This is a genomic window from Shinella sp. S4-D37 (genome assembly GCF_040812195.1).
Taxonomy (GTDB): Bacteria; Pseudomonadota; Alphaproteobacteria; order Rhizobiales; family Rhizobiaceae; genus Shinella.
The window spans coordinates 2770930-2790005 of record NZ_JBFNXL010000005.1; the positions used below are offsets into that span (position 1 = coordinate 2770930).

Annotated in this window: 23 protein-coding genes; 19 read left to right on the top strand and 4 right to left on the bottom strand. The window is 68.2% G+C overall.

What is annotated here, in order from left to right:
* The first annotated feature begins 34 nt into the window (after positions 1-34).
* A complete protein-coding gene (aroC, locus tag AB3G45_RS21070; RefSeq protein ID WP_367832401.1) occupies positions 35-1132 on the top strand; it encodes a chorismate synthase in 1098 nt (365 codons plus the stop codon).
* A 10-nt stretch (positions 1133-1142) separates the two neighbouring features.
* On the top strand, positions 1143-2243 hold the full coding sequence (gene ribB, locus AB3G45_RS21075) for a 3,4-dihydroxy-2-butanone-4-phosphate synthase (protein WP_367832402.1): 1101 nt from the start codon (positions 1143-1145) through the stop codon (positions 2241-2243).
* A 70-nt stretch (positions 2244-2313) separates the two neighbouring features.
* Here the strand turns inward: ribB and AB3G45_RS21080 are convergent, their stop codons facing one another.
* The gene (locus AB3G45_RS21080) at positions 2314-3507 is read right to left on the bottom strand and encodes a winged helix-turn-helix domain-containing protein (RefSeq protein WP_367832403.1); all 1194 of its coding nucleotides are present in this window, start codon (positions 3505-3507) and stop codon (positions 2314-2316) included.
* A 144-nt stretch (positions 3508-3651) separates the two neighbouring features.
* Here AB3G45_RS21080 and AB3G45_RS21085 point away from each other — a divergent pair, with 144 nt between their 5' ends.
* The 5 genes from AB3G45_RS21085 to AB3G45_RS21105 are packed head-to-tail and all read left to right on the top strand — an operon-like array spanning position 3652 to position 8176.
* The gene (locus AB3G45_RS21085; RefSeq protein WP_367832404.1) at positions 3652-4332 is read left to right on the top strand and encodes an energy-coupling factor ABC transporter ATP-binding protein; all 681 of its coding nucleotides are present in this window, start codon (positions 3652-3654) and stop codon (positions 4330-4332) included.
* The gene (locus tag AB3G45_RS21090) at positions 4326-4931 is read left to right on the top strand and encodes an energy-coupling factor transporter transmembrane protein EcfT (RefSeq protein ID WP_367832405.1); all 606 of its coding nucleotides are present in this window, start codon (positions 4326-4328) and stop codon (positions 4929-4931) included. The genes AB3G45_RS21085 and AB3G45_RS21090 overlap by 7 nt, the downstream gene beginning before the upstream one ends.
* 36 nt (positions 4932-4967) lie before the next feature.
* Entirely contained in the window at positions 4968-5531 is a 564-nt protein-coding gene (locus AB3G45_RS21095) for a biotin transporter BioY (RefSeq protein WP_367832406.1), read from the top strand.
* Positions 5532-5535: 4 nt separating this feature from the next.
* Positions 5536-7023 carry a class I adenylate-forming enzyme family protein gene (locus tag AB3G45_RS21100; RefSeq protein ID WP_367832407.1) on the top strand — a complete coding sequence of 496 codons (1488 nt, stop codon included), beginning with the start codon at positions 5536-5538 and terminating at the stop codon, positions 7021-7023.
* Positions 7001-8176, top strand: coding sequence for a thiolase family protein (locus tag AB3G45_RS21105; protein WP_367832408.1), 1176 nt, complete (start codon positions 7001-7003; stop codon positions 8174-8176). The genes AB3G45_RS21100 and AB3G45_RS21105 overlap by 23 nt, the downstream gene beginning before the upstream one ends.
* A gap of 8 nt (positions 8177-8184) precedes the next feature.
* Here AB3G45_RS21105 and AB3G45_RS21110 read toward each other — a convergent pair whose 3' ends face one another.
* Complete coding sequence (locus AB3G45_RS21110) at positions 8185-8586, bottom strand: acyl-CoA thioesterase (protein ID WP_367832409.1); 402 nt, start codon at positions 8584-8586, stop codon at positions 8185-8187.
* 20 nt (positions 8587-8606) lie between these two features.
* Here AB3G45_RS21110 and AB3G45_RS21115 point away from each other — a divergent pair, with 20 nt between their 5' ends.
* The 12 genes from AB3G45_RS21115 (at position 8607) to AB3G45_RS21170 (ending at position 18333) form a co-directional block, all read left to right on the top strand.
* Positions 8607-9557: a zinc-dependent alcohol dehydrogenase family protein gene (locus AB3G45_RS21115; protein WP_367832410.1), complete on the top strand. Its 951-nt coding sequence runs from the start codon at positions 8607-8609 to the stop codon at positions 9555-9557.
* A 69-nt stretch (positions 9558-9626) separates the two neighbouring features.
* On the top strand, positions 9627-10553 hold the full coding sequence (locus tag AB3G45_RS21120) for a histone deacetylase family protein (RefSeq protein WP_367832411.1): 927 nt from the start codon (positions 9627-9629) through the stop codon (positions 10551-10553).
* A gap of 2 nt (positions 10554-10555) precedes the next feature.
* On the top strand, positions 10556-10813 hold the full coding sequence (locus AB3G45_RS21125; protein WP_367832412.1) for an exodeoxyribonuclease VII small subunit: 258 nt from the start codon (positions 10556-10558) through the stop codon (positions 10811-10813).
* 44 nt (positions 10814-10857) lie between these two features.
* The gene (locus AB3G45_RS21130) at positions 10858-11166 is read left to right on the top strand and encodes a nucleotidyltransferase family protein (protein WP_367832413.1); all 309 of its coding nucleotides are present in this window, start codon (positions 10858-10860) and stop codon (positions 11164-11166) included.
* On the top strand, positions 11156-11509 hold the full coding sequence (locus AB3G45_RS21135) for a DUF86 domain-containing protein (protein ID WP_367832414.1): 354 nt from the start codon (positions 11156-11158) through the stop codon (positions 11507-11509). Before AB3G45_RS21130 ends, AB3G45_RS21135 begins: the two co-directional genes overlap by 11 nt.
* Before the next feature lie 108 nt (positions 11510-11617).
* On the top strand, positions 11618-12541 hold the full coding sequence (locus tag AB3G45_RS21140; RefSeq protein WP_367832415.1) for a pirin family protein: 924 nt from the start codon (positions 11618-11620) through the stop codon (positions 12539-12541).
* Between the two features lie 126 nt (positions 12542-12667).
* Complete coding sequence (locus AB3G45_RS21145) at positions 12668-12991, top strand: ArsR/SmtB family transcription factor (RefSeq protein ID WP_367832416.1); 324 nt, start codon at positions 12668-12670, stop codon at positions 12989-12991.
* Positions 12988-13416: an SRPBCC domain-containing protein gene (locus AB3G45_RS21150; RefSeq protein ID WP_367832417.1), complete on the top strand. Its 429-nt coding sequence runs from the start codon at positions 12988-12990 to the stop codon at positions 13414-13416. Before AB3G45_RS21145 ends, AB3G45_RS21150 begins: the two co-directional genes overlap by 4 nt.
* 14 nt (positions 13417-13430) lie before the next feature.
* Positions 13431-13901 carry a DUF1801 domain-containing protein gene (locus tag AB3G45_RS21155; protein WP_367832418.1) on the top strand — a complete coding sequence of 157 codons (471 nt, stop codon included), beginning with the start codon at positions 13431-13433 and terminating at the stop codon, positions 13899-13901.
* Positions 13902-14246: 345 nt separating this feature from the next.
* Complete coding sequence (dxs, locus tag AB3G45_RS21160; RefSeq protein ID WP_367832419.1) at positions 14247-16166, top strand: 1-deoxy-D-xylulose-5-phosphate synthase; 1920 nt, start codon at positions 14247-14249, stop codon at positions 16164-16166.
* Positions 16167-16333: 167 nt separating this feature from the next.
* Positions 16334-17086 carry a TlyA family RNA methyltransferase gene (locus AB3G45_RS21165; protein ID WP_367832420.1) on the top strand — a complete coding sequence of 251 codons (753 nt, stop codon included), beginning with the start codon at positions 16334-16336 and terminating at the stop codon, positions 17084-17086.
* The gene (locus AB3G45_RS21170; protein WP_367832421.1) at positions 17083-18333 is read left to right on the top strand and encodes a class I SAM-dependent RNA methyltransferase; all 1251 of its coding nucleotides are present in this window, start codon (positions 17083-17085) and stop codon (positions 18331-18333) included. The genes AB3G45_RS21165 and AB3G45_RS21170 overlap by 4 nt, the downstream gene beginning before the upstream one ends.
* Here AB3G45_RS21170 and AB3G45_RS21175 read toward each other — a convergent pair.
* Positions 18269-18760: a type II toxin-antitoxin system VapC family toxin gene (locus AB3G45_RS21175; protein ID WP_367832422.1), complete on the bottom strand. Its 492-nt coding sequence runs from the start codon at positions 18758-18760 to the stop codon at positions 18269-18271. The two genes, AB3G45_RS21170 and AB3G45_RS21175, sit on opposite strands and share 65 nt — an antisense overlap.
* The gene (locus tag AB3G45_RS21180; protein WP_367832423.1) at positions 18760-19014 is read right to left on the bottom strand and encodes a type II toxin-antitoxin system Phd/YefM family antitoxin; all 255 of its coding nucleotides are present in this window, start codon (positions 19012-19014) and stop codon (positions 18760-18762) included. Before AB3G45_RS21180 ends, AB3G45_RS21175 begins: the two co-directional genes overlap by 1 nt.
* Between the last annotated feature and the right edge of the window lie 62 nt (positions 19015-19076).

Genomic DNA, 19076 nt, shown 5'->3' on the forward strand with positions numbered 1-19076 from the left:
AGATCGCACTTTCCTGTGGGGTCCGGTTCCGCTCATGTCGCACAACACCTTCGGTCATCTCTTCCGCGTCACCACCTGGGGCGAAAGCCATGGGCCGGCGCTCGGCTGCGTGGTGGACGGCTGCCCGCCCGGCATCCGCTTCACGCTCGCCGAACTGCAGGCCTGGCTGGACAAGCGCAAGCCCGGCCAGTCGCGCTTCGTCACCCAGCGCCGCGAGGACGACCTGGTCAAGGTCCTCTCCGGCGTGATGCTGGACGACGACGGCGAGACGATGATCACGACGGGCACGCCCGTTTCCATGCTGATCGAGAACACCGACCAGCGCTCCAAGGATTACGGCGAGATCGCAAGGCGCTACCGCCCCGGCCATGCCGACTACACCTACGACGCCAAGTACGGCATCCGCGACTATCGCGGCGGCGGACGCTCCTCGGCCCGCGAGACGGCGGCGCGCGTGGCCGCCGGCGGCCTTGCCCGCAAGGTCGTGCCGGGCCTTTCCGTGCGCGCCGCGCTGGTGCAGATCGGCAAGCACAGGATCGACCGCGCCAACTGGGACTGGAACGAGGTGGGCAACAACCCGTTCTTCGCCCCCGACCCCGCCATCGTGCCGGTCTGGGAAGACTATCTCGACGGCATCCGCAAGGCCGGCTCCTCCATCGGCGCGGTCGTGGAGGTCGTCGCCGAGGGCGTTCCCGCCGGCATCGGCGCGCCGATCTACGGCAAGCTCGACCAGGACATTTCATCGCTGCTGATGTCGATCAACGCCGTCAAGGGCGTGGAGATCGGCGAAGGCTTTGCGAGCGCGGAACTGACCGGCGAGGAGAACGCCGACGAGATGCGCATGGGCAACGACGGCAACCCGATCTTCCTCTCCAACCATGCCGGCGGCATTCTCGGCGGCATTTCCACCGGCCAGCCGGTCGTCGCCCGCTTCGCCATCAAGCCGACCTCCTCGATCCTCACCGAGCGCCGCTCGATCGATGCCGACGGCAACAATGTCGACGTGCGCACCAAGGGCCGGCACGATCCCTGCGTCGGCATCCGCGCCGTGCCGATCGGCGAGGCGATGGTTGCCTGCGCCATTGCCGACCATTATCTCCGCGACCGCGGCCAGACCGGCCGTTTGAAATAGGAACACTGCCATGAGCTACGACCAGAAGCGTGTCGTCGATGCCATCCGCGCCTTCGAGGCCGGCGAGATCGTCGTCGTCACCGACGACGACGGCCGCGAGAACGAGGGCGACCTCATCGTCGCCGCCGTACACTGCACGCCGGAGAAGATGGCCTTCATCGTGCGCCACACGTCGGGCATCGTCTGCACGCCCATGCCGCGCGAGGAGGCCAAGCGCCTCAACCTCAACGCCATGGTGGCGGAAAACGATTCGGCCCACACCACCGCCTTCACCGTCTCCGTCGACTTCAAGCACGGCACGACGACGGGCATTTCCGCCGACGACCGCACGCTGACGGTGCGCAACCTCGCCAATCCCAATGTCGGCCCGACGGATTTCGTGCGCCCCGGCCACATCTTCCCGCTCGTCGCCCGCGAAGGCGGCGTGCTCATGCGCTCCGGCCATACGGAGGCCGCGGTCGACCTCTGCAGGCTCGCCAGCCTGCCGCCGATCGGCGTGATCTGCGAACTCGTCAACGACGACGGCACCGTCATGCGCGGGCCGCAGGTGGCGAGCTTCGCCGAGACGAACGGCCTGAAGCAGGTCTCCGTCGCCGATCTCATCGCCTATCGCCAGCGCAAGGAGACCCTGATCGAGCAGGTCGACGGCTTCGACATCGACACGCCCTACGGCAAGGCGAAGGCGCTGACCTACACGCTGCCCTGGGACCCCATGCAGCACCTTGCCGTCGTCTTCGGCGACATCCGCGACGGCGTGGACATCCCGGTGCGCCTGCATCTCGAAAATGTCGGCGGCGACGTCTTCGGCGCAGGGCGGCAGATCGACGGCATCATGAAGCGCATCGCCGAACAGGGGCGCGGCGTGATCGTCTACCTGCGCGAGGGCTCCGTCGGCGTCGGCCAGTCCTCGACCGCCCGCAAGGGCAAGCACGACCGCGAAGGCCATGACGAGGCACAGGCACGCGAGAGCGAATGGCTGGAAATCGGCCTCGGCGCGCAGATCCTGAAGGATCTCGGCATCACCTCGATCCGCCTGATGGCCTCGCGCGAGCGCCACTATGTCGGCCTGGAAGGTTTTGGCATCCAGATCAGCGGGACGGACTTGTGCTGATCCTCACCGGCTTGTCCGGCAGGACAGAGGGGGGGTATGCGGCGACAACGCCCGCACTTTCGATAGGATCCTATTCCCCCCGCCACCCGTCGAGATAACGCACCGTCTCCACGCCGGCGAACCGCGCCACGCGCGCCAGCTCCGCCTCCAACTTCTCCTGCCGGCCGGCGGAGGCGCGGACCTTCGGTTCCCACCATAGCCGCTTGACGTCGAGCGTGCCGGCCTTGCGGTCGGCCTTCATGTCGATGCGGCCGACGAGGCGATCCCCCTCCAGCAGCGGGAAGACGTAGTAGCCGTATTGCCGCTTGGGCTCCGGCACGAAGATCTCGATGCGGTAGAAATAGCCGAACAGCCGTTCGGTGCGGTTGCGGTCGCGGATCAGCGGATCGAAGGGCGAGAGCACGCGCAGGCGGGCGGGCGGCTCGGGCACGTCGCCGAGGCAGGCCGGAAAATCGGCGAAGGCGTGCGAGGCGCGCGGCTTGCCGCCGTCCGAAGGCGCGACCAGGACGGGGCGCAGTTCCGCGCGGTGCGCCTCGACCCAGGCCTTCGCCTCCTCCGGCGTGATCAGCGCCCAGAAGGCGGCGATCTCGCCATGGGTGGCAAAGCCCAGCCGCTCCAGCGCGCTGCGGCAGGCCCAGTCGATGAAGGCATCGTGCTCGACGGCGGGCTCGTGATGGTGGGGCGGCACGACCCGCTCGGCGAGATCGTAGACCTTCTGGAAATTCTCGCGCCGGGCGATGGCCAGCTTACCGGTGTGCCAGAGATATTCCAGCGCCGTCTTGTTCGGATGCCAGTTCCACCAGCCGCCCGACTTGTGGTCGTCGGCCTTCAGGTCGCGCGACAGCACGGCGCCGCCGGAGGCGATGCGCGCATAGGTCTCGTCGAAGGCCTTGTCGAAGCCCTCCCCCTGCCATTTGCGCCAGCGCTCGGCGATCGAGGCCTCCTTGCGGCGGAACCGGTGCTTCCAGTAGCGGAAGAAGGCGCTCGGGATGATGGAGGCGTCGTGCGTCCAGTGCTCGAAGAGCTCGCCGTCCTCCTCCAGCAGCGCCGCCAGGTGCTCGCGCTTGTAGGTCTGGTTGCGCGAGAACAGGATCTGGTGATGCGCACGCTCCACCGTGGCGATGCTGTCGACCTGCACGAAGCCGATGTCGTGGATGAGGGCCAGCAGGTCCGCCTTGCCGAGGAGGCGCCCGGGCGGCGCGCTGAGGCCCTGCCGCGCGAGGAAGATACGCCGGGCCTCGGCGTTGGAGAGGAGAATCGTCATGAATGATGATAGGCACATATTCCCGGTTTGTTCCACCCGTTTCCGACTTATCCCGGGAAGAAGGCGCGTTCCCGTGAAAACCTCTTCGCACATGCGGTAGAATTGCCTATAGCTCCCCCACCATCACGAAACGGGATCCCGCTTTTGGATATCGTCTTCTCCGCCGCCACGGTGACCTATGCCGGACGCGCCGCGCTGCACCCGCTGACGCTTGCGCTCGGCGAACGGCGCATCGGCGTGGTCGGGCTCAACGGCTCGGGCAAGACCACCATGGCGCGGCTGATCAACGGCCTCGTCAAGCCGACGGGCGGCACGGTGACGGTCGACGGGCTCGACACCGTGAAGGACGAGACCGCCGCGCGCGGGAAAACCGGCTTCATCTTCCAGAACCCGCAGCACCAGATGATCCTGCCGATCCTGGCCGAGGACATCGCCTTCGGCCTCAAGAACCGCGGCTTCGGCAAGGCGGAGATCGCCGAGCGGACCGAGGCGGTGCTCGCGCGATTCGGCATATCCCACCTCGCCCGGCGGCGCGTGCACGAGCTTTCCGGCGGCGAGACGCAGCTCGGGGCGATCGCCAGCGTGCTCGTCACCGGCCCGGACCTCCTGATCCTCGACGAGCCGACCAACCAGCTCGACCTGAAGAACCGCGCGCTCATCGAGCGCACGGTGGCGGACCTCACCGAACAGGTGCTCGTCATCACGCACGACCTCGCGCTGCTCGACGGTTTCGACCGGGTGCTGGTGTTCCACGAGGGCCGGCTTGCGGCCGACGGCCGGCCGGCGGAGGCGATTAGCGCCTACCGGGAGATCGCGGCATGCTGAACGGGCTCGACATCGAGGGCTCCTCGCCGCTGCACCGGATGCCCGTGCGCGGCAAGCTGGCCCTGCTCTTTACCGCCGCGATCGGGCTCTTCCTCGTTTCGGACCTGCGCATCCTCGTGCCGGCGCTCGGGCTTTCCGCCGTCCTCTATCTTTCGACCGGCATCGGCCCCGGCGAGGCCTTCCGGCGCGTGCGCTTCGTGCTTTTCACCGTGCTGCTCGTGGCGGCCGCGAACTATGCCTTCCACTCGCTGCACGAGGCGCTGGTCGTCTTCTGCCGGCTCGGCGCGCTGGTTCTCATCGCCGCCGCCGTCACCGCCACGACCGCGATCTCCGCCTTCATGGACGAGATCACCCGGCTCCTGACGCCGCTCGAACGATTCGGCTTCGTGCGCGCGGCCGACGTGAGTCTTGCGGTCGGCCTCGTCATACGCTTCGTGCCGGAGATCTTCGCGCGCTACGGCGAGATAGCCGATGCCCACCGGGCCCGCGGCCTGCCTGTGCGGCCGATGACCACGCTCGTGCCGCTCATCATCCTGACGCTGAAGGACGCCGACACGATCGCCATGGCGATTGACGCGCGCGGCTTTCGGCGGCACTAAGCATTCGACCCAATTTTGTCCACCGGGAAACCCGACATGACCACCAGAGACATCGTCCTCGTCGCCCTCTTCGCCGCGATCATCGTGGTGCTGGGCCTGCTGCCGCCCGTCACGCTCGGCTTCATTCCGGTGCCGATCACCGCGCAGTCGCTCGGCGTCATGCTGGCCGGCTGCATTCTCGGCGCAAGGCGCGGCGCGGCCGCCGTGCTGCTCGTGCTGCTGCTGGTGGCCATCGGCCTGCCGGTTCTGTCGGGCGGGCGCGGCGGCCTTGCGGTCTTCGCCGGCCCGACGGCCGGCTATCTCGTCGGCTTCGTTCCCGGCGCCTATGTCTGCGGCCTGATCGCCCAGCGCTTCGTGAAGGAGGACCAGGCCGAGCTGGCGCAGTTCCTCACGTTCCTGAGCGCCGCAGTCGTCGGCGGCATCCTGGTCGTCTACCTCTTCGGCATTCCGTGGCTCGCCTATATGAGCGGCAAGGCCTTCCTCGAAACGACACTCGCCGCCCTCGTCTTCATGCCCGGCGACCTCATCAAGGCCTTCATCGCCATGCTGGCCGGCCGCGCGGTGCTTGCCGGCTATCCGCTGCTGCCGCAGCGCGCCTGAGCCGATGCCGCTTTCCGGCGCCCTCGAACGGCACGCCGCCGAACGCCCGGGGAACCCGGCCTTCCACCTGGAGGACCGGGTTCTTTCCTACGCCGCGCTCACGGCGACGGCCCGGCGGTTCCATGCCGCTTTCGACGCCCTCGTCCCGGAAGGCCGCAGCGCCATCGGGCCGAAATGCCGGCTGGCCGCCATTGCGACCGGCAACCATGCGCTCTTTCCCGCCGCCTTCGCCGCCGCGACGGCCGGCGCCAATTGCGCCGCGCTGATCGATCCGCACCTGCCGGAGGCGACGCGCGAGCGCCTGATCCGGAAAATCGATCCCGACCTTCTTGTCACGGCCCACGAAGCGGACCTCGTCGTCGAGAGCCGGCACGGCGATGCGTGGGACGTGATCGCCGAAAGCGCCGCGCTGGACGCGCCGCCCCTGCCGGAAGGGGCAGCCGACGATCCGTTCCTCATCGTCTTCACCTCTGGCACGACGGCCGATCCGAAACCGATCATCCGCGACCGGCGCTCCTGGCGGACCAGCCTTGCCACGGGCGCACCCTTCTTCGGCATTGACGAAACGGTGAGCACCTATGCCCCCGGCCCCCTCGCCCATGGCCTCGCGCTCTATGCGATGACCGAGACGCTGCTGGCCGGCGGCGCCTTCCACTCCGCCATGCATTTCGATCCGGATGCGGCGCTCACGACGATCCGGGCGCACGCGATCCGCCGCCTCGTCCTGGTGCCGACCATGCTGCGCCGGATCTGCGCGGACGGGGCGACGGCCGGCGTTGCGGCCATCACGATTGCCGGCGCGAAGCTGACGGCGGCCGACCATGCGCTGTGCGCGGCGCATTTTCCGAAGGCGGCGCTGCGCGAATATTACGGCGCGTCCGAACTCGGCTTCGTTACCGTCACCGCACCGGGCGATCCCGCCTCCTCCACGGCGGTCGGCAGGGCCTTTCCGGGCGTCTCGATCGCCGTTCTCGACGACGCCGGCGGGCCATTGCCGGCGGGCGAGACGGGCACGGTCTTCGTCGAGAGCCCGCTGGTCGCGACCGGCTATCTTGGAGAGGGCGACGGGGCCGGGCTTGCCCGCTTCGGAAGGCTCGCAACGGTCGGCGACCTCGGCTTCCTTACGACGGACGGCACGCTGCACCTCCTCGGTCGGGCCGGCGGCATGGTGCTTTCGGGCGGCAACAACATCTATCCTTCGGAAGTGGAGGCGGCGCTGCACGACACCGGCCTCGTGCGCGCCGCCCATGTCTTCGGCCTCGACCATGCCGATCTCGGCATCGAGCTCGTCGCGGTGATCGAGCCGGAACGGCCGGGCCTGACGCCGCAGGCCCTCACGGCGGCGCTGTCGGAATTCCTGCCGCGCTACAAGCAGCCGCGCCGCATCTGGCTGTGCCGCGCCCTGCCGGTGACGCCTTCCGGCAAGGTGGCGGCGAAGACCGTGCGGCAATGGGTGGCGGAGGAGAGCGATGCGCTCCGCCGTTTCCTCTGACCGCATCCCCGTCGTCGCCGCGGCCTTCCGCACGCCGGTCGGCCGCATCGGCGGCACGCTTTCGGCCGTCGAACCCGCCAGCCTCGCCGTGCCGCTCATCCGGAAAATCCTCGACGAGACCGGGCTTGCGCCGGATGCCGTCGACGACGTGATCCTCGGCAACGCCGCCAACAGCGCCGGCAATCTCGCACGCCTCGCCGCACTGGAAGCGGGCCTGCCCGTCGGCGTGCCCGGCATGACCGTCGACCGGCAATGCGGCTCGGGGCTGGAGGCGATCACGCTTGCCGGGCGGCTGGTGCAGGCGGGCGCCGGACGCTTCTACCTTGCCGGCGGCACCGAGAGCAGCAGCCGCGCCCATCTGCGCTTCCGCCCGCCGACAACGCCGGGCGGCGCGCCGGAGCCGCTTCGCCGCGCCCGCATGGCGCCGGATTTCATCGGCGACCCGGACATGGGCATCGCCGCCGAGAATGTCGCCGCCCATGCCGGGATAAGCCGGGAGCGGCAGGACCGCTTCGCGCTCGAAAGCCATTGCCGCGCCGTGGCGGCGCGGAAGGCCGGGCGCTTTACCGGCGAGATCGTGCCGCTCGACACGCCCGCCGGCCCCGTCCTTCACGACGAATGCCCGCGCGAAAACACCACGCTGGAAAAGCTCGCCGCGCTGAAGCCCGTCTTCCGCCCGGACGGCACCGTGACGGCCGGCAATGCCTGCCCGGTCAATGACGGCGCCGCCGTCGTGCTCGTCACCTCGCGCGCCGAAGCGCAAGGCCTGGGGCTGACGGTGCTGCTGGAGATCGTCGACAGCGCGGTTTGCGGCGTCGATCCGAGCCTGCTCGGCCTCGGCCCCGTGCCGGCGATGCGAAAACTCGCCGCGCGCCATCCCGGCCTTGACGCCGCAAACGTTCCCTTCGTCGAGTTCAACGAGGCCTTCGCCGCGCAGGTTCTCGCCAGCCTCGATGCGCTCGGCATCGATCCCGCCGCCGTCAACCGCGACGGCGGCGCGCTGGCGTTCGGCCACCCCTACGGCGCTTCCGGCGCCATCCTCGTCACGCGGCTGTTCGCGCAGATGCGGACGGCGGAAGCGGGCACCGAGGCGCTCGCCATGATGGGCATCGGCGGCGGCATGGGGATCGTCACGCTTTTCCGGAAACTGTGAGCGGACAGTCAGGCGAGGAACGGCTTCAGCCAGTCGCGCACCGGCTGCGGCACGTTGACGGGCTGGCGGCTTGCCGGATCGGCGGCGACCCAGACGATCTCCAGGTCGGCGACCGGCGCGCCATCGGCAGAAATTCCGACGGCGAAGCTCAGCGAGGTCGCGCCGATGCGGGTGACGGAGACCTTGAAGCGGGCAAGGTCGTCGAGCCTCAGGCCGCGATGGAAGGTGCAGGCGGACTTGCGTACGAAATAGACGGGATCCCCGACGCCCTGCGGCCGGTGCCGCCAGAGCCCGGCGACGGCCGCCTCGGCATGGGCATAATAGGCGGCATTGTGCATGTGGCCGTGCATGTCTATATCGCGGAAGGGTATCCGGACCTCGCTGACCGTGATGTCTGCCGCCTGTTCCACGTCCTGCCCCGGGGTAAACCATGCTTCGTGCCGTTGTTAGAGCGTTCGGCGATCCCCGGCAAGTGATCGGCCTGGAGCAAGCCGAGCGCATCGCGCCCGGCCCCGGCGAGGTTGAGATCCGCATCCGCCGCGCGGCGATCAACCCGTCCGACCTCATCCCCGTCACCGGCGCCTATCGCAGCCGCACGATCCTGCCCTTCGTGCCCGGCTTCGAGGGCGTCGGGGAGATCGCCACGCTCGGCGCGGGCGTCACCGGGCTTTCCGTCGGCCAGCGCGTTCTGCCCATCGGCGCGAGCGGGCTGTGGCAGCCCTTCCTCCTGCGCCCGGCCGACCGGTGCTTTGCCGTGCGGGACGACCTTTCCGACGAAGCCGCCGCCATGGCCTATGTGAACCCGCTGACCGCCTTCCGGCTGGTCGAGGCCGCCCGCGCGCATTTCGGCGCATCGGGAGGCCAGCGCGTCGGGGTGACGGCCGCGGCCTCGGCCATCGGACGCATGCTGCTGGTGCTGCTTGCCGAGGCCGGCTTCCGGCCCGTCGCCCTCGTGCGCAGCGCGGCGAGCGCGGCGCGGCTGGCGCAGACATTCGCCGGCGAGATCGTGCCGAATGCCGCCCCGCCGCTCGACGCGGTGCTCGATGCGGTCGGCGGGGAGCCCGGCAATGCGCTGTTCCGGCAGGTCCGCGACGGCGGCGCCTTCATCCAGTACGGCGCGCTGAGCGGGGCGCAGCTCGATGCCGCAATGGTGGCGAGCCGGCGCGAGACGGTGACCTTCTCCTTCCTCTGGCTGCGCAACTGGGTGCATTCAGCGCCGCGCGCGGCGATCGAGGCGGCCTTCGCGCGCAGCTTTGCCGGCATCCGCGCCGGATTTCTGGCCTCGGCGGTCGACGGCGTCTTTGCGCTTTCCGACCTTCCCGCCGCGCTCGCCCGGCAGGACGATCCGGCGCGCGCGGGAAAACTGCTTCTCGCCCCCTGACGGTTGAAAAGCCGTGGACACGGCCCATTTCCCGTGGACCTTACGAACCGCAATGGGTAGCTTCCGGCCATGACGACGTGTCTCTTCGAGAACCCGATCTTCCTCGATCACCATACGCCGGAGGGCCACCCGGAGCGGTCTGACCGCATCCGGGCGATCAACCTCGCGCTGGAGCACGAGCGCTTCTCGCCGCTCCTGCGCGAGAAGGCGCCGCAGGCGAACGAGGATTTCGTGCTGCTCGCCCATCCCGAGCGCCACCTTGCCGCCGTCATGTCCGCCATGCCCGAGGAGGACATCGCCCAGGTCGAGGCCGACACCTATGCCAGCCCCGCGACGCTGCAGGCGGCGCTGACCGGCATCGGCGGCGCCATCGCCGCGATCGACGCTGTCTTCACCGGCAAGGCGGACAATGCCTTCGTCGCCGCCCGCCCGCCCGGCCACCATGCCGAGCGCGACAGGGCGATGGGCTTCTGCTTCTTCAACAACGCCGCCATCGCCGCGCGCCATGCGCAGAAGGCGCACGGCGCCGAGCGCGTCGCCATCGTCGACTGGGACGTGCACCACGGCAACGGCACGCAGGACATCTTCTACGACGACCCCTCGGTGCTGTTCTGCTCGACGCACCAGATGCCGCTCTATCCCGGCAGCGGCGCCAAGGACGAGACGGGCGCCGGCAATATCGTCAACGCGCCGCTCTCGATGAACGACGGCAGCGACCATTTCCGCGACGCCTTCCGCTCGCGCGTGCTGCCGCGCGTCGCCGATTTCCGGCCGGACGTGATCATCATCTCCGCCGGCTTCGACGCCCACCACCGCGATCCCCTGGCGCAGATCAACCTCGTCGCCGAGGATTTCGACTGGGCGACCGCCAAGCTGATGGAACTTTCCGAGAAATCGGCGAACAACCGGGTGGTCAGCCTGCTGGAAGGCGGCTACGACCTCACGGGCCTCGCCGAATCCGCCGCCACCCATATCTTTCGCCTGATGAGAGGCTGACCATGAACACCGCCATCGCCGCTGCCCCCGACGTCTCCGCCCTCTCCTTCGAACAGGCCGTGGAGGAACTGGAGAAGATCGTCGCCGCCCTCGAACGCGGCGACGTGCCGCTCGACCGCTCCATCGAGATCTACGAGCGCGGCGAGGCGCTGAAGAAGCATTGCGAGACGCTGCTCTCGGCCGCCGAGAACCGCATCGAGAAGATCCGCCTCGACCGCGCCGGCAAGCCGCAGGGCACGGAACCGCTCGACGGGGCCTAAGCCCCCAACTCGACGGCCTTCTCGCGTCGTGGTAGAATTTTACCATGACCAGGGACGAGATCATCGCGAAGCTTCTGGAACACCGTGCCGAACTTGAGGCCGCGGGGGCGGAACATATTTCGCTGTTCGGCTCGGTGGCGCGCGGAACCGATACCGCCCAGTCCGACATCGACGTCCTCGTCAAGCTTTCCGAACCGATCCGGCAATCCGGCTTCGGCTACTTCGGAGCCCTTGTCGATCTCAAGGAGATGATCGAGAACCTCACTGGGCGACCCGTGGACGTACTTCCCGAGCCGATCCAGAAGGAAAGGCTCCGGCAAAACGTGGAGCGGGAGCGCGTCGTTGCCTACTGAACGACCCAAGTCCCGACTTCACGATATCGTCGAGAATGCGACAAGCATCCTCACCTATACCGTCGGCATGGATCGAGAAGCTTTCGCACGCAACAACTTGGTCCGCGACGCCGTGGAACGGTGCCTGGAGCGGATATCCGAGGCGGCCAGCAAGCTTGGTGGAACCGCCGAAACGCTGCTTCCAAACCATCCATGGCGGCAAATTCGCGACCTCGGCAACCTCCTTCGCCACGCCTATGACAATGTCGATGAGGAAATCGTCTGGTCGATCGTGATCGAGCGCTTGCCCACGTTGATACTTGACGCCGAGCGCGCTGCTGCACAGCTTCCCGACGACACCTGATAGCGGCAAGCAGCCCAACCCGACGACACACCGTCAACGCCCGCCGCCCTATCCACGCCCCTGCCCGCCCGCTAGCATCCGCGAACGAAGCAACGACAGGAGGGCGATATGAGTTTCTTTCCCGGAAAGGACCCGGAGGCCGGCGATGCGGCGGCGTGCGATGCGCTGGAGCATCTGATCATTCCGCGCACGAGCGATATCGGCGGGCTGGAGGTGCGGCGGGCGCTGCCGACGGCCAAGCGCCGGCTCGTCGGGCCGTTCATCTTCTTCGACCGGATGGGGCCGGCGCTGCTGCGCGCGGGCGAAGCCATCGACGTCAAGCCGCATCCGCATATCGGGCTGTCCACCGTCACCTATCTCTTCGATGGCGAGATCAAGCACCGCGACAGCCTCGGCACCGAGATGGTCATCGCACCGGGCGACGTCAACCTGATGACGGCGGGCCGCGGCATCGTGCATTCGGAGCGCTCGCCGGAGAACCTGCGCGGCAGGCCGCAGTCGATCTCCGGCCTGCAGACCTGGCTGGCGCTGCCTGACAGCCACGAGGAGATGGCGCCCGTCTTCGCCCACACGACGCGGGCCGACCTTCCGGCCTTCTCGGCGGACGGCATCACCGGGCGCACCATCATCGGCTCCTACGAGGGCTATACCTCCCCGGTCGGCGTGCCGACGCAGACGCTCTACACCGACCTGACGCTGGCGCCCGGCGCATCCGCGCCGCTGGCGGCGGACTGGGAGGAACGCGCGGTCTACGTGCTGTCCGGCACGCTCGACGTCGCCGGCGACGTCTTTGCACCCGACCAGCTTCTCGTCTTCCGCCCCGGCGATGCGATCACGCTGAAGGCCGGGCCCGAGGGCTGTCACATCATGCTCTTCGGCGGCGCGCCGCTCGGCTCCAGGCGCCATATCTGGTGGAACTTCGTCTCCTCCTCCAAGGAGCGAATCGAACAGGCCAAGGAGGAATGGCGCAGCGGCCGCTTCGATATCGTGCCCGGCGACGAGGAGGAGTTCGTGCCGTTGCCGGCCGGCTGACGCATAGGCCGGAAGACATGAGAGCAGGACCGGGCAGCCGATCGATTCGGCTGCCTTTTCGTATCTTGACTTATTCATAGCCATTCGGCTATACGTTTATCCATAGCCAATGAGGTATGAATAGACGTGGCCGAAGCCCATGACATCCTGTTCCGCACGCTGGCGGACCCGACCCGGCGCGCCCTTTTCGAACGGCTCTGCCGCGAGGGGGAGAAGACCGTGGGGGCGCTGACGGCGCAGGCCGGCGTCTCGCAGCCGGTCGTCTCGAAACATCTCGGCCTCCTCAAGCAGGCCGGCCTCGTGCGCGACCGGCACGAGGGCCGGCAGACCCATTACAGCGCGCAGCTCGGCGCCCTCGCACCGCTCGTCGACTGGACCGGCCAGATGGCCCGGTTCTGGGAGTCGCGCTTCGACGATCTTGAAAATTTGCTCAGGAGAATGGACCAATGACCATCGCCAGCCCCCAGACACGCAGCGTCGTCGTCGAGCGCGAGATCGCCCATCCGCCGGAAAAGCTCTGGCGGGCGCTGACGCAGCCGCACCTCATCGCGGAATGGCTGATGCGCAACGATTTCAAGCCGGTCGTCGGCCACAGCTTCACCCTCAGCGGCGACTGGGGCAGCGTGGAATGCGATGTCCTTGCCGTCGAGCCGGAAAAAACGCTCACCTACACCTGGAACCATGTACACGACGACCCGCTTTACGACCTCAGGAGCGTGGTAAGCTTCACGCTCACGCCGACGGCCTCGGGAACGCTGCTGCGCATGGAGCAGACCGGCTTCCGGCCGGAGCAGAAACAGGCCTTTGGCGGCGCGCGTCATGGCTGGGAGCAGCATTTCACCAACCTTGAACGGGTTCTGGCGGAAATGGCATGACAGGGAGCGGAGCGATGGCCGACGAGACGTCCGAGACGGCAGCGAAGACGGCGGCAACCAGGCCGCCCGCCGGCGCGAAGGCGCAACCCGTGCTGCTTTCGGGCGGCAATCCGCAGATCGCCAAGGGCTACGGCGACGGGCCGATCCAGGCCTATATCGCGGCGATGCCGGGCTGGAAGAGCGATGTCGGCCGCAGGCTCGACGCGCTGATCGTCGAGACGGTGCCGGATGTCCAGAAGGCGGTGAAGTGGAACTCGCCGTTCTACGGCATGAAGGACGACGGCTGGTTCCTCAGCTACCATTGCTTTGCCAAATACATCAAGCTGACCTTCTTCCGCGGCACTTCGCTCGATCCCGTGCCGCCCGTCGCCTCGAAAACCGCGGAAACGCGCTATTTCCACATCCACGAGGGCGACGACCTCGACACGGCGCCGCTTGCCGACTGGATCCGCCAGGCGAGCCGGCTGCCGGGCGAGCGCATGTGACGAAGGAGAAGACGACGATGGACAAGACGGTCGCCGTGGCGCTGAACGGAACCGCGCGCCCAAAATCGCGTTCGAAGACGGCATAGCCGCGCCTTGCGGCGGGAATCACGGCAATGTGCATGCGCGCGCCAGGGTCTGCAAATTGCCCCAATTGCCCGGAACAAACGCGCAAATGCGTCGGATTGCGCGGTATCAATCCGGCGAAATACGCTCTAGACTTGCTGAAACGGTTGAAATCGCGCGCCGCATTCTGCATGTGACAGGCTAGCGCGGCACGAGACCGCATGTCCGGGCCGGGTTCCGCAGCGGAGCCTGGGCACGCGGGCGAGAACACGAGGCATGAGAGTGACCCAAGCACCCGCCACCCCCCTGCTCGACAAGGTCCACGTCCCCGCGGACCTGAAGGCCGTGGACGATCGCGACCTGCCGCAACTGGCCGGCGAACTGCGCGCCGAAATGATCGACGCCGTCTCGCGCACCGGCGGGCATCTGGGCGCGGGGCTGGGCGTGGTGGAACTGACCATTGCCATCCACAAGGTCTTCGACACGCCGAAGGACCGGCTGATCTTCGACGTCGGCCACCAGTGCTACCCGCACAAGATCCTCACCGGCCGGCGCGAGCGCATCCGCACGCTGCGCCAGGAGGACGGGCTTTCCGGCTTCACCCGCCGCGCGGAAAGCGAATACGATCCCTTCGGCGCCGCCCATTCCTCGACCTCGATCTCCGCCGGCCTCGGCATGGCGGTGGCGGCCGATCTTTCCGGCGAGCACCGCAACGTCATCGCCGTCATCGGCGACGGCGCCCTGTCGGCCGGCATGGCCTATGAGGCGCTGAACAATGCCGGCGCGCTCGATGCGCGCCTCATCGTCATCCTCAACGACAACGACATGTCGATCGCCCCGCCGACGGGCGCGATGAGCGCCTATCTTGCGCGCCTCGCCTCCGGGCGCACCTATATGGGCTTCCGCGATCTCGGCAAGAAGCTGACGGCCTATCTCGGCAAGACGGTCGACCGGGCGATCACCCGCGCGGTGGAGCATGCGCGCGGCTATGTCACCGGCGGCACGCTGTTCGAGGAGATGGGCTTCTACCATATCGGCCCGATCGACGGCCATTCCTTCGAGCATCTCCTGCCCGTGCTGCGCAACGTTCGCGACAATTCCAGGGGGCCGGTGCTGATCCACGTCGTCACCCAGAAGGGCAAGGGCTATCCGCCGGCCGAAGCCGCCGCCGACAAGTATCACGGCGTCAACACCTTCGACGTCATCACCGGCGCGCAGGCGAAGGCCAAGCCCAATGCGCCCGCCTATACCTCCGTCTTCGCCGAGGCGCTGGTGCAGGAAGCCGGCTTCGACGAGAAGATCCTCGCCATCACCGCCGCCATGCCGTCGGGCACCGGGCTCGACAAGTTCGCCAAGGCCTATCCGGCCCGCACCTTCGACGTCGGCATCGCCGAGCAGCATGCGGTGACCTTCGCCGCCGGCCTCGCCTCGGAAGGCTACAAGCCGTTCTGCGCGCTCTATTCCACCTTCCTGCAGCGCGGCTACGACCAGGTGGTGCACGACGTCGCCATCCAGGGCCTGCCGGTGCGCTTTCCCATCGACCGCGCCGGCTTCGTCGGCGCCGACGGGCCGACCCATGCCGGCTCGTTCGACACGACCTACCTTGCCACCCTGCCCGGCTTCGTGGTGATGGCGGCGGCCGACGAGGCGGAACTGAAGCACATGGTGCGCACCGCTAGCGCCTATGACGACGGGCCGCTCTCCTTCCGCTATCCGCGCGGCGAGGGCGTCGGCGTCGACATGCCGGCGCGCGGCGAAATCCTTCAGATCGGCAAGGGCCGCGTCGTCAAGCAGGGCTCCAAGGTGGCGCTCCTCTCCTTCGGCACGCGGCTGGCCGATTGTCTGCTCGCGGCCGAGGACCTCGATGCGGCCGGGCTTTCCACCACGGTCGCCGATGCGCGCTTCGCCAAGCCGCTCGACCACGACCTCATCCGCCAGCTTGCCCGCCACCACGAGGTGCTGATCACCATCGAGGAAGGCGCGATCGGCGGCTTCGGCAGCCATGTGCTGCAGTTCCTGGCGCTGGAAGGCCTGCTCGACCACGGCCTGAAGGTGCGCCCCATGGTGCTGCCGGACATCTGGATGGAACAGGCCAAGCCCGAGGCCATGTATGTCAAGGCCGGCCTCGACCGCGCCGGCATCGTCTCCACCGTGTTCAACGCGCTGGGACAGAAGGCCGTCGGGGTCGGCGCGGCGGGGTAAACGTCCAGCGGTGACCCAACGGGTCCGATGAGGGGATATTCCGAGCGAAAATCCTTGCTTCCTGCCTGCGGGGAGAAGGTCCCGGCAGGGGGATGAGGGGCCTCTCTATCGCCTGCTTCACACAGCCGGGGCTTGCCTCTTTGCCGCCGAAGCGTCATGAGAGGCGCATGTCCCAGACCAGTGAAACCCTCCGCCTCGACCAGCTTCTCCTGAACGCCGGCCTCGTCGCCAGCCGCTCGCGGGCGCGCGATGCCATCGCGCGCGGCACCGTGCGCGTCAACGGCCGCGTCGTCACCAAGCCGAGTTCGAGCTTCCCGCCCTCCGCCGTCATCGAGATCGACGATCCCGCGCAAGCCTATGTCTCGCGCGCGGCGCTGAAGCTCAAGGCCGCGCTGGATGCGTTCGGGCTCGATCCCGCGGGCCTCGACTGTCTCGACATCGGCGCCTCCACCGGCGGCTTCACGGAAATCCTGCTGGAGCGCGGCGCCAGCCATGTCGTCGCGGTCGATGTGGGCCATGACCAGCTTCACCCGCGGCTCATGGCGGATGCGCGCGTCACCAGCCATGAGGGCCTGAACGCCCGCGTGCTGGATGCCGGTCATCTCGACGGGCGCGCCATCGGCGCCGTCGTCTCCGACGTCTCCTTCATCTCGCTGAAGCTGGCGCTGCCGCCGGCCCTGTCGCTCGCCGAGCCCGGCGCCTTCTGCGTCCTGCTCGTCAAGCCGCAATTCGAGGCGGGGCGCGAGGCGATCAGCAAGGCGGGGCTGCTGAAGGACCCCGAGAGCGCACCCGCGGTCGCGGCGGAGCTGGAACGCTGGCTTGTCGAGGAGATGGGCTGGCAAAGCCTCGGCCTCGTCCCCTCGCCGATCACCGGCGGCGACGGCAATCACGAATTTCTTCTGGGAGGCCGAAAGCCATGACGACGGAAACCCTCACCATCGCACGGCTCGGCAGCGGCGGCGACGGCATCGCTGAGGCGGCCGGCGGCCCTGTCTACGTGCCCTTCACGCTACCCGGCGAGACGGTCGCCGTCGCGCGGGTCAAGAACCACGGCACGGTCATGTCCATGTCGGTCGCCTCGCCCGAGCGGGTGGTGCCGCCCTGCGTGCATTTCGGCCCGGACGGCAGGAACGGCACCTGCGGCGGCTGCACGCTGCAGCACGCCGCCGATGCGCTCTACCACGGCTTCAAGCGGAGCCTCGTCGTCAACGCGCTGAAGGCCAAGGGTCTTGCGCCCGAGGTCGCCCCGCTCGTCATCGCCCGGCCGGGCGAACGCCGCCGCGTCGTCTTCACTGCGCGCCGGACGGAAAAGGGCCTGCTGCTCGGCTTCAACCAGGCCGGCAGCCACCACATCGTCTCCATCGACCACTGTCCGATCGCCAGCGACGGCATCGTCTCGATGCTGGAGGCGATCCGCCGCGTGGCCGCCGCCATCGCCACCTCGGCCGAGCCGTTCCGCGTCACCGTGCTCGAAACCCTTTCCGGCCTCGACCTCGCCTTCGAGGGCGTGAAGAAGGTGGGGGACAAAGAGCGGCGCGCCGTCACCCAGTGCATCCTGTCGCTGCGCGGCATCGCCCGCGTCTCCAGCGACGGGGAGATCCTCATCGAGCCGCAGAAGCCGGTGATCGACTTTTCCGGCGTGCGCGTCCTGCCGCCCGCTGGCAGCTTCACCCAGGCGACGAAGCCCGCCGAGGACGCCATGGCCGAGCTGGTGCTGGCGGCGCTCGGCAAGGCCAGGCGCGTCGCCGACCTCTTCGCCGGCTCCGGCACCTTCGCGCTGCGCATCGCGCGGCAGGCCAAGGTGCACGCGGTGGAGGGCGAGGAGAAGGCGCTGAAGGCGCTCGACCAGGCCGCGCGCAACACGCAGGGGCTGAAGCCGGTGACGGTGGAACGGCGCGACCTCTTCCGCCGCCCGCTGATGGCCTCGGAACTGAAGGTCTTCGACGCCGTGGTCTTCGACCCGCCGCGCGCCGGCGCGGAGGACCAGTGCAAGGAACTCGCCCGCTCCGGCGTCAAGACCATCGTCGCCGTCTCGTGCAACCCCGTGAGCCTTGCCCGCGACCTTGCCATCCTCACTGCCGCCGGCTACCGCATCCGCCTCGTCACGCCCATCGACCAGTTCCTCTGGTCGGCCCATGTGGAGGCGGTGGCGGTGCTGGAGAAGTAGGCGCCCAGATCGGATCCCAGGGATTGATCAGCGCGACCCCCATCGGCGCGAAATCCGGAACGTTGCGCGTGACGAGCCGCATGCCATGGACGAGCGCGCTCGCCGCAATGAAGGCATCCCGCTCCGGCCGCGGATCGGGCACATGCAGGCGCGCGCAGGCAAGCGCGACGCTCCTGTCCACGGGCACGGTGCGATCGGAGAACTCGGGGAGCACATGGTTCTCCATCCAGGCGCGCAGACGCGCGCCCTGCACCGGATCACGCCGCTCCATCAGCAGGATCGCGAGATCCAGTTCCATCAGCGTGATGGCGGAGACGAAACAGCTCGCCGCATCCTGCGCGGAGAGCCAGGCGACGACATTGGCGTTCGCCTTTCCGGCGCCGATCTTGCGCGATTCGGAGAGGACATTCGTGTCGAGCAGGAACATCAGGACAGGTCGGCCGGACGCGGCCGCGCCCCGCTACGGGGAATATCCAGTTCCGTCTCGCCGAGACCGGGCATGGAAAGCGCCTCGACAAGGCTTCGGCGACCGCCGGTGATCTGGCGGTATTCCTCATAGCTCAGAAGGACATGGGCCGTCCGCCCCCGGTTGGTAATGAAGACGGGACCGTCCTGCGCGGCTTTCTGCGCCCTGTTGGCGTTCTGCTGGAATTCCCGGCTCGATAGGGTGGTGATCGTCATGACGGCACCTCGTCAACGGATGTTTGTTGACACATTAGAACAATACGCTCCGCATGACAACG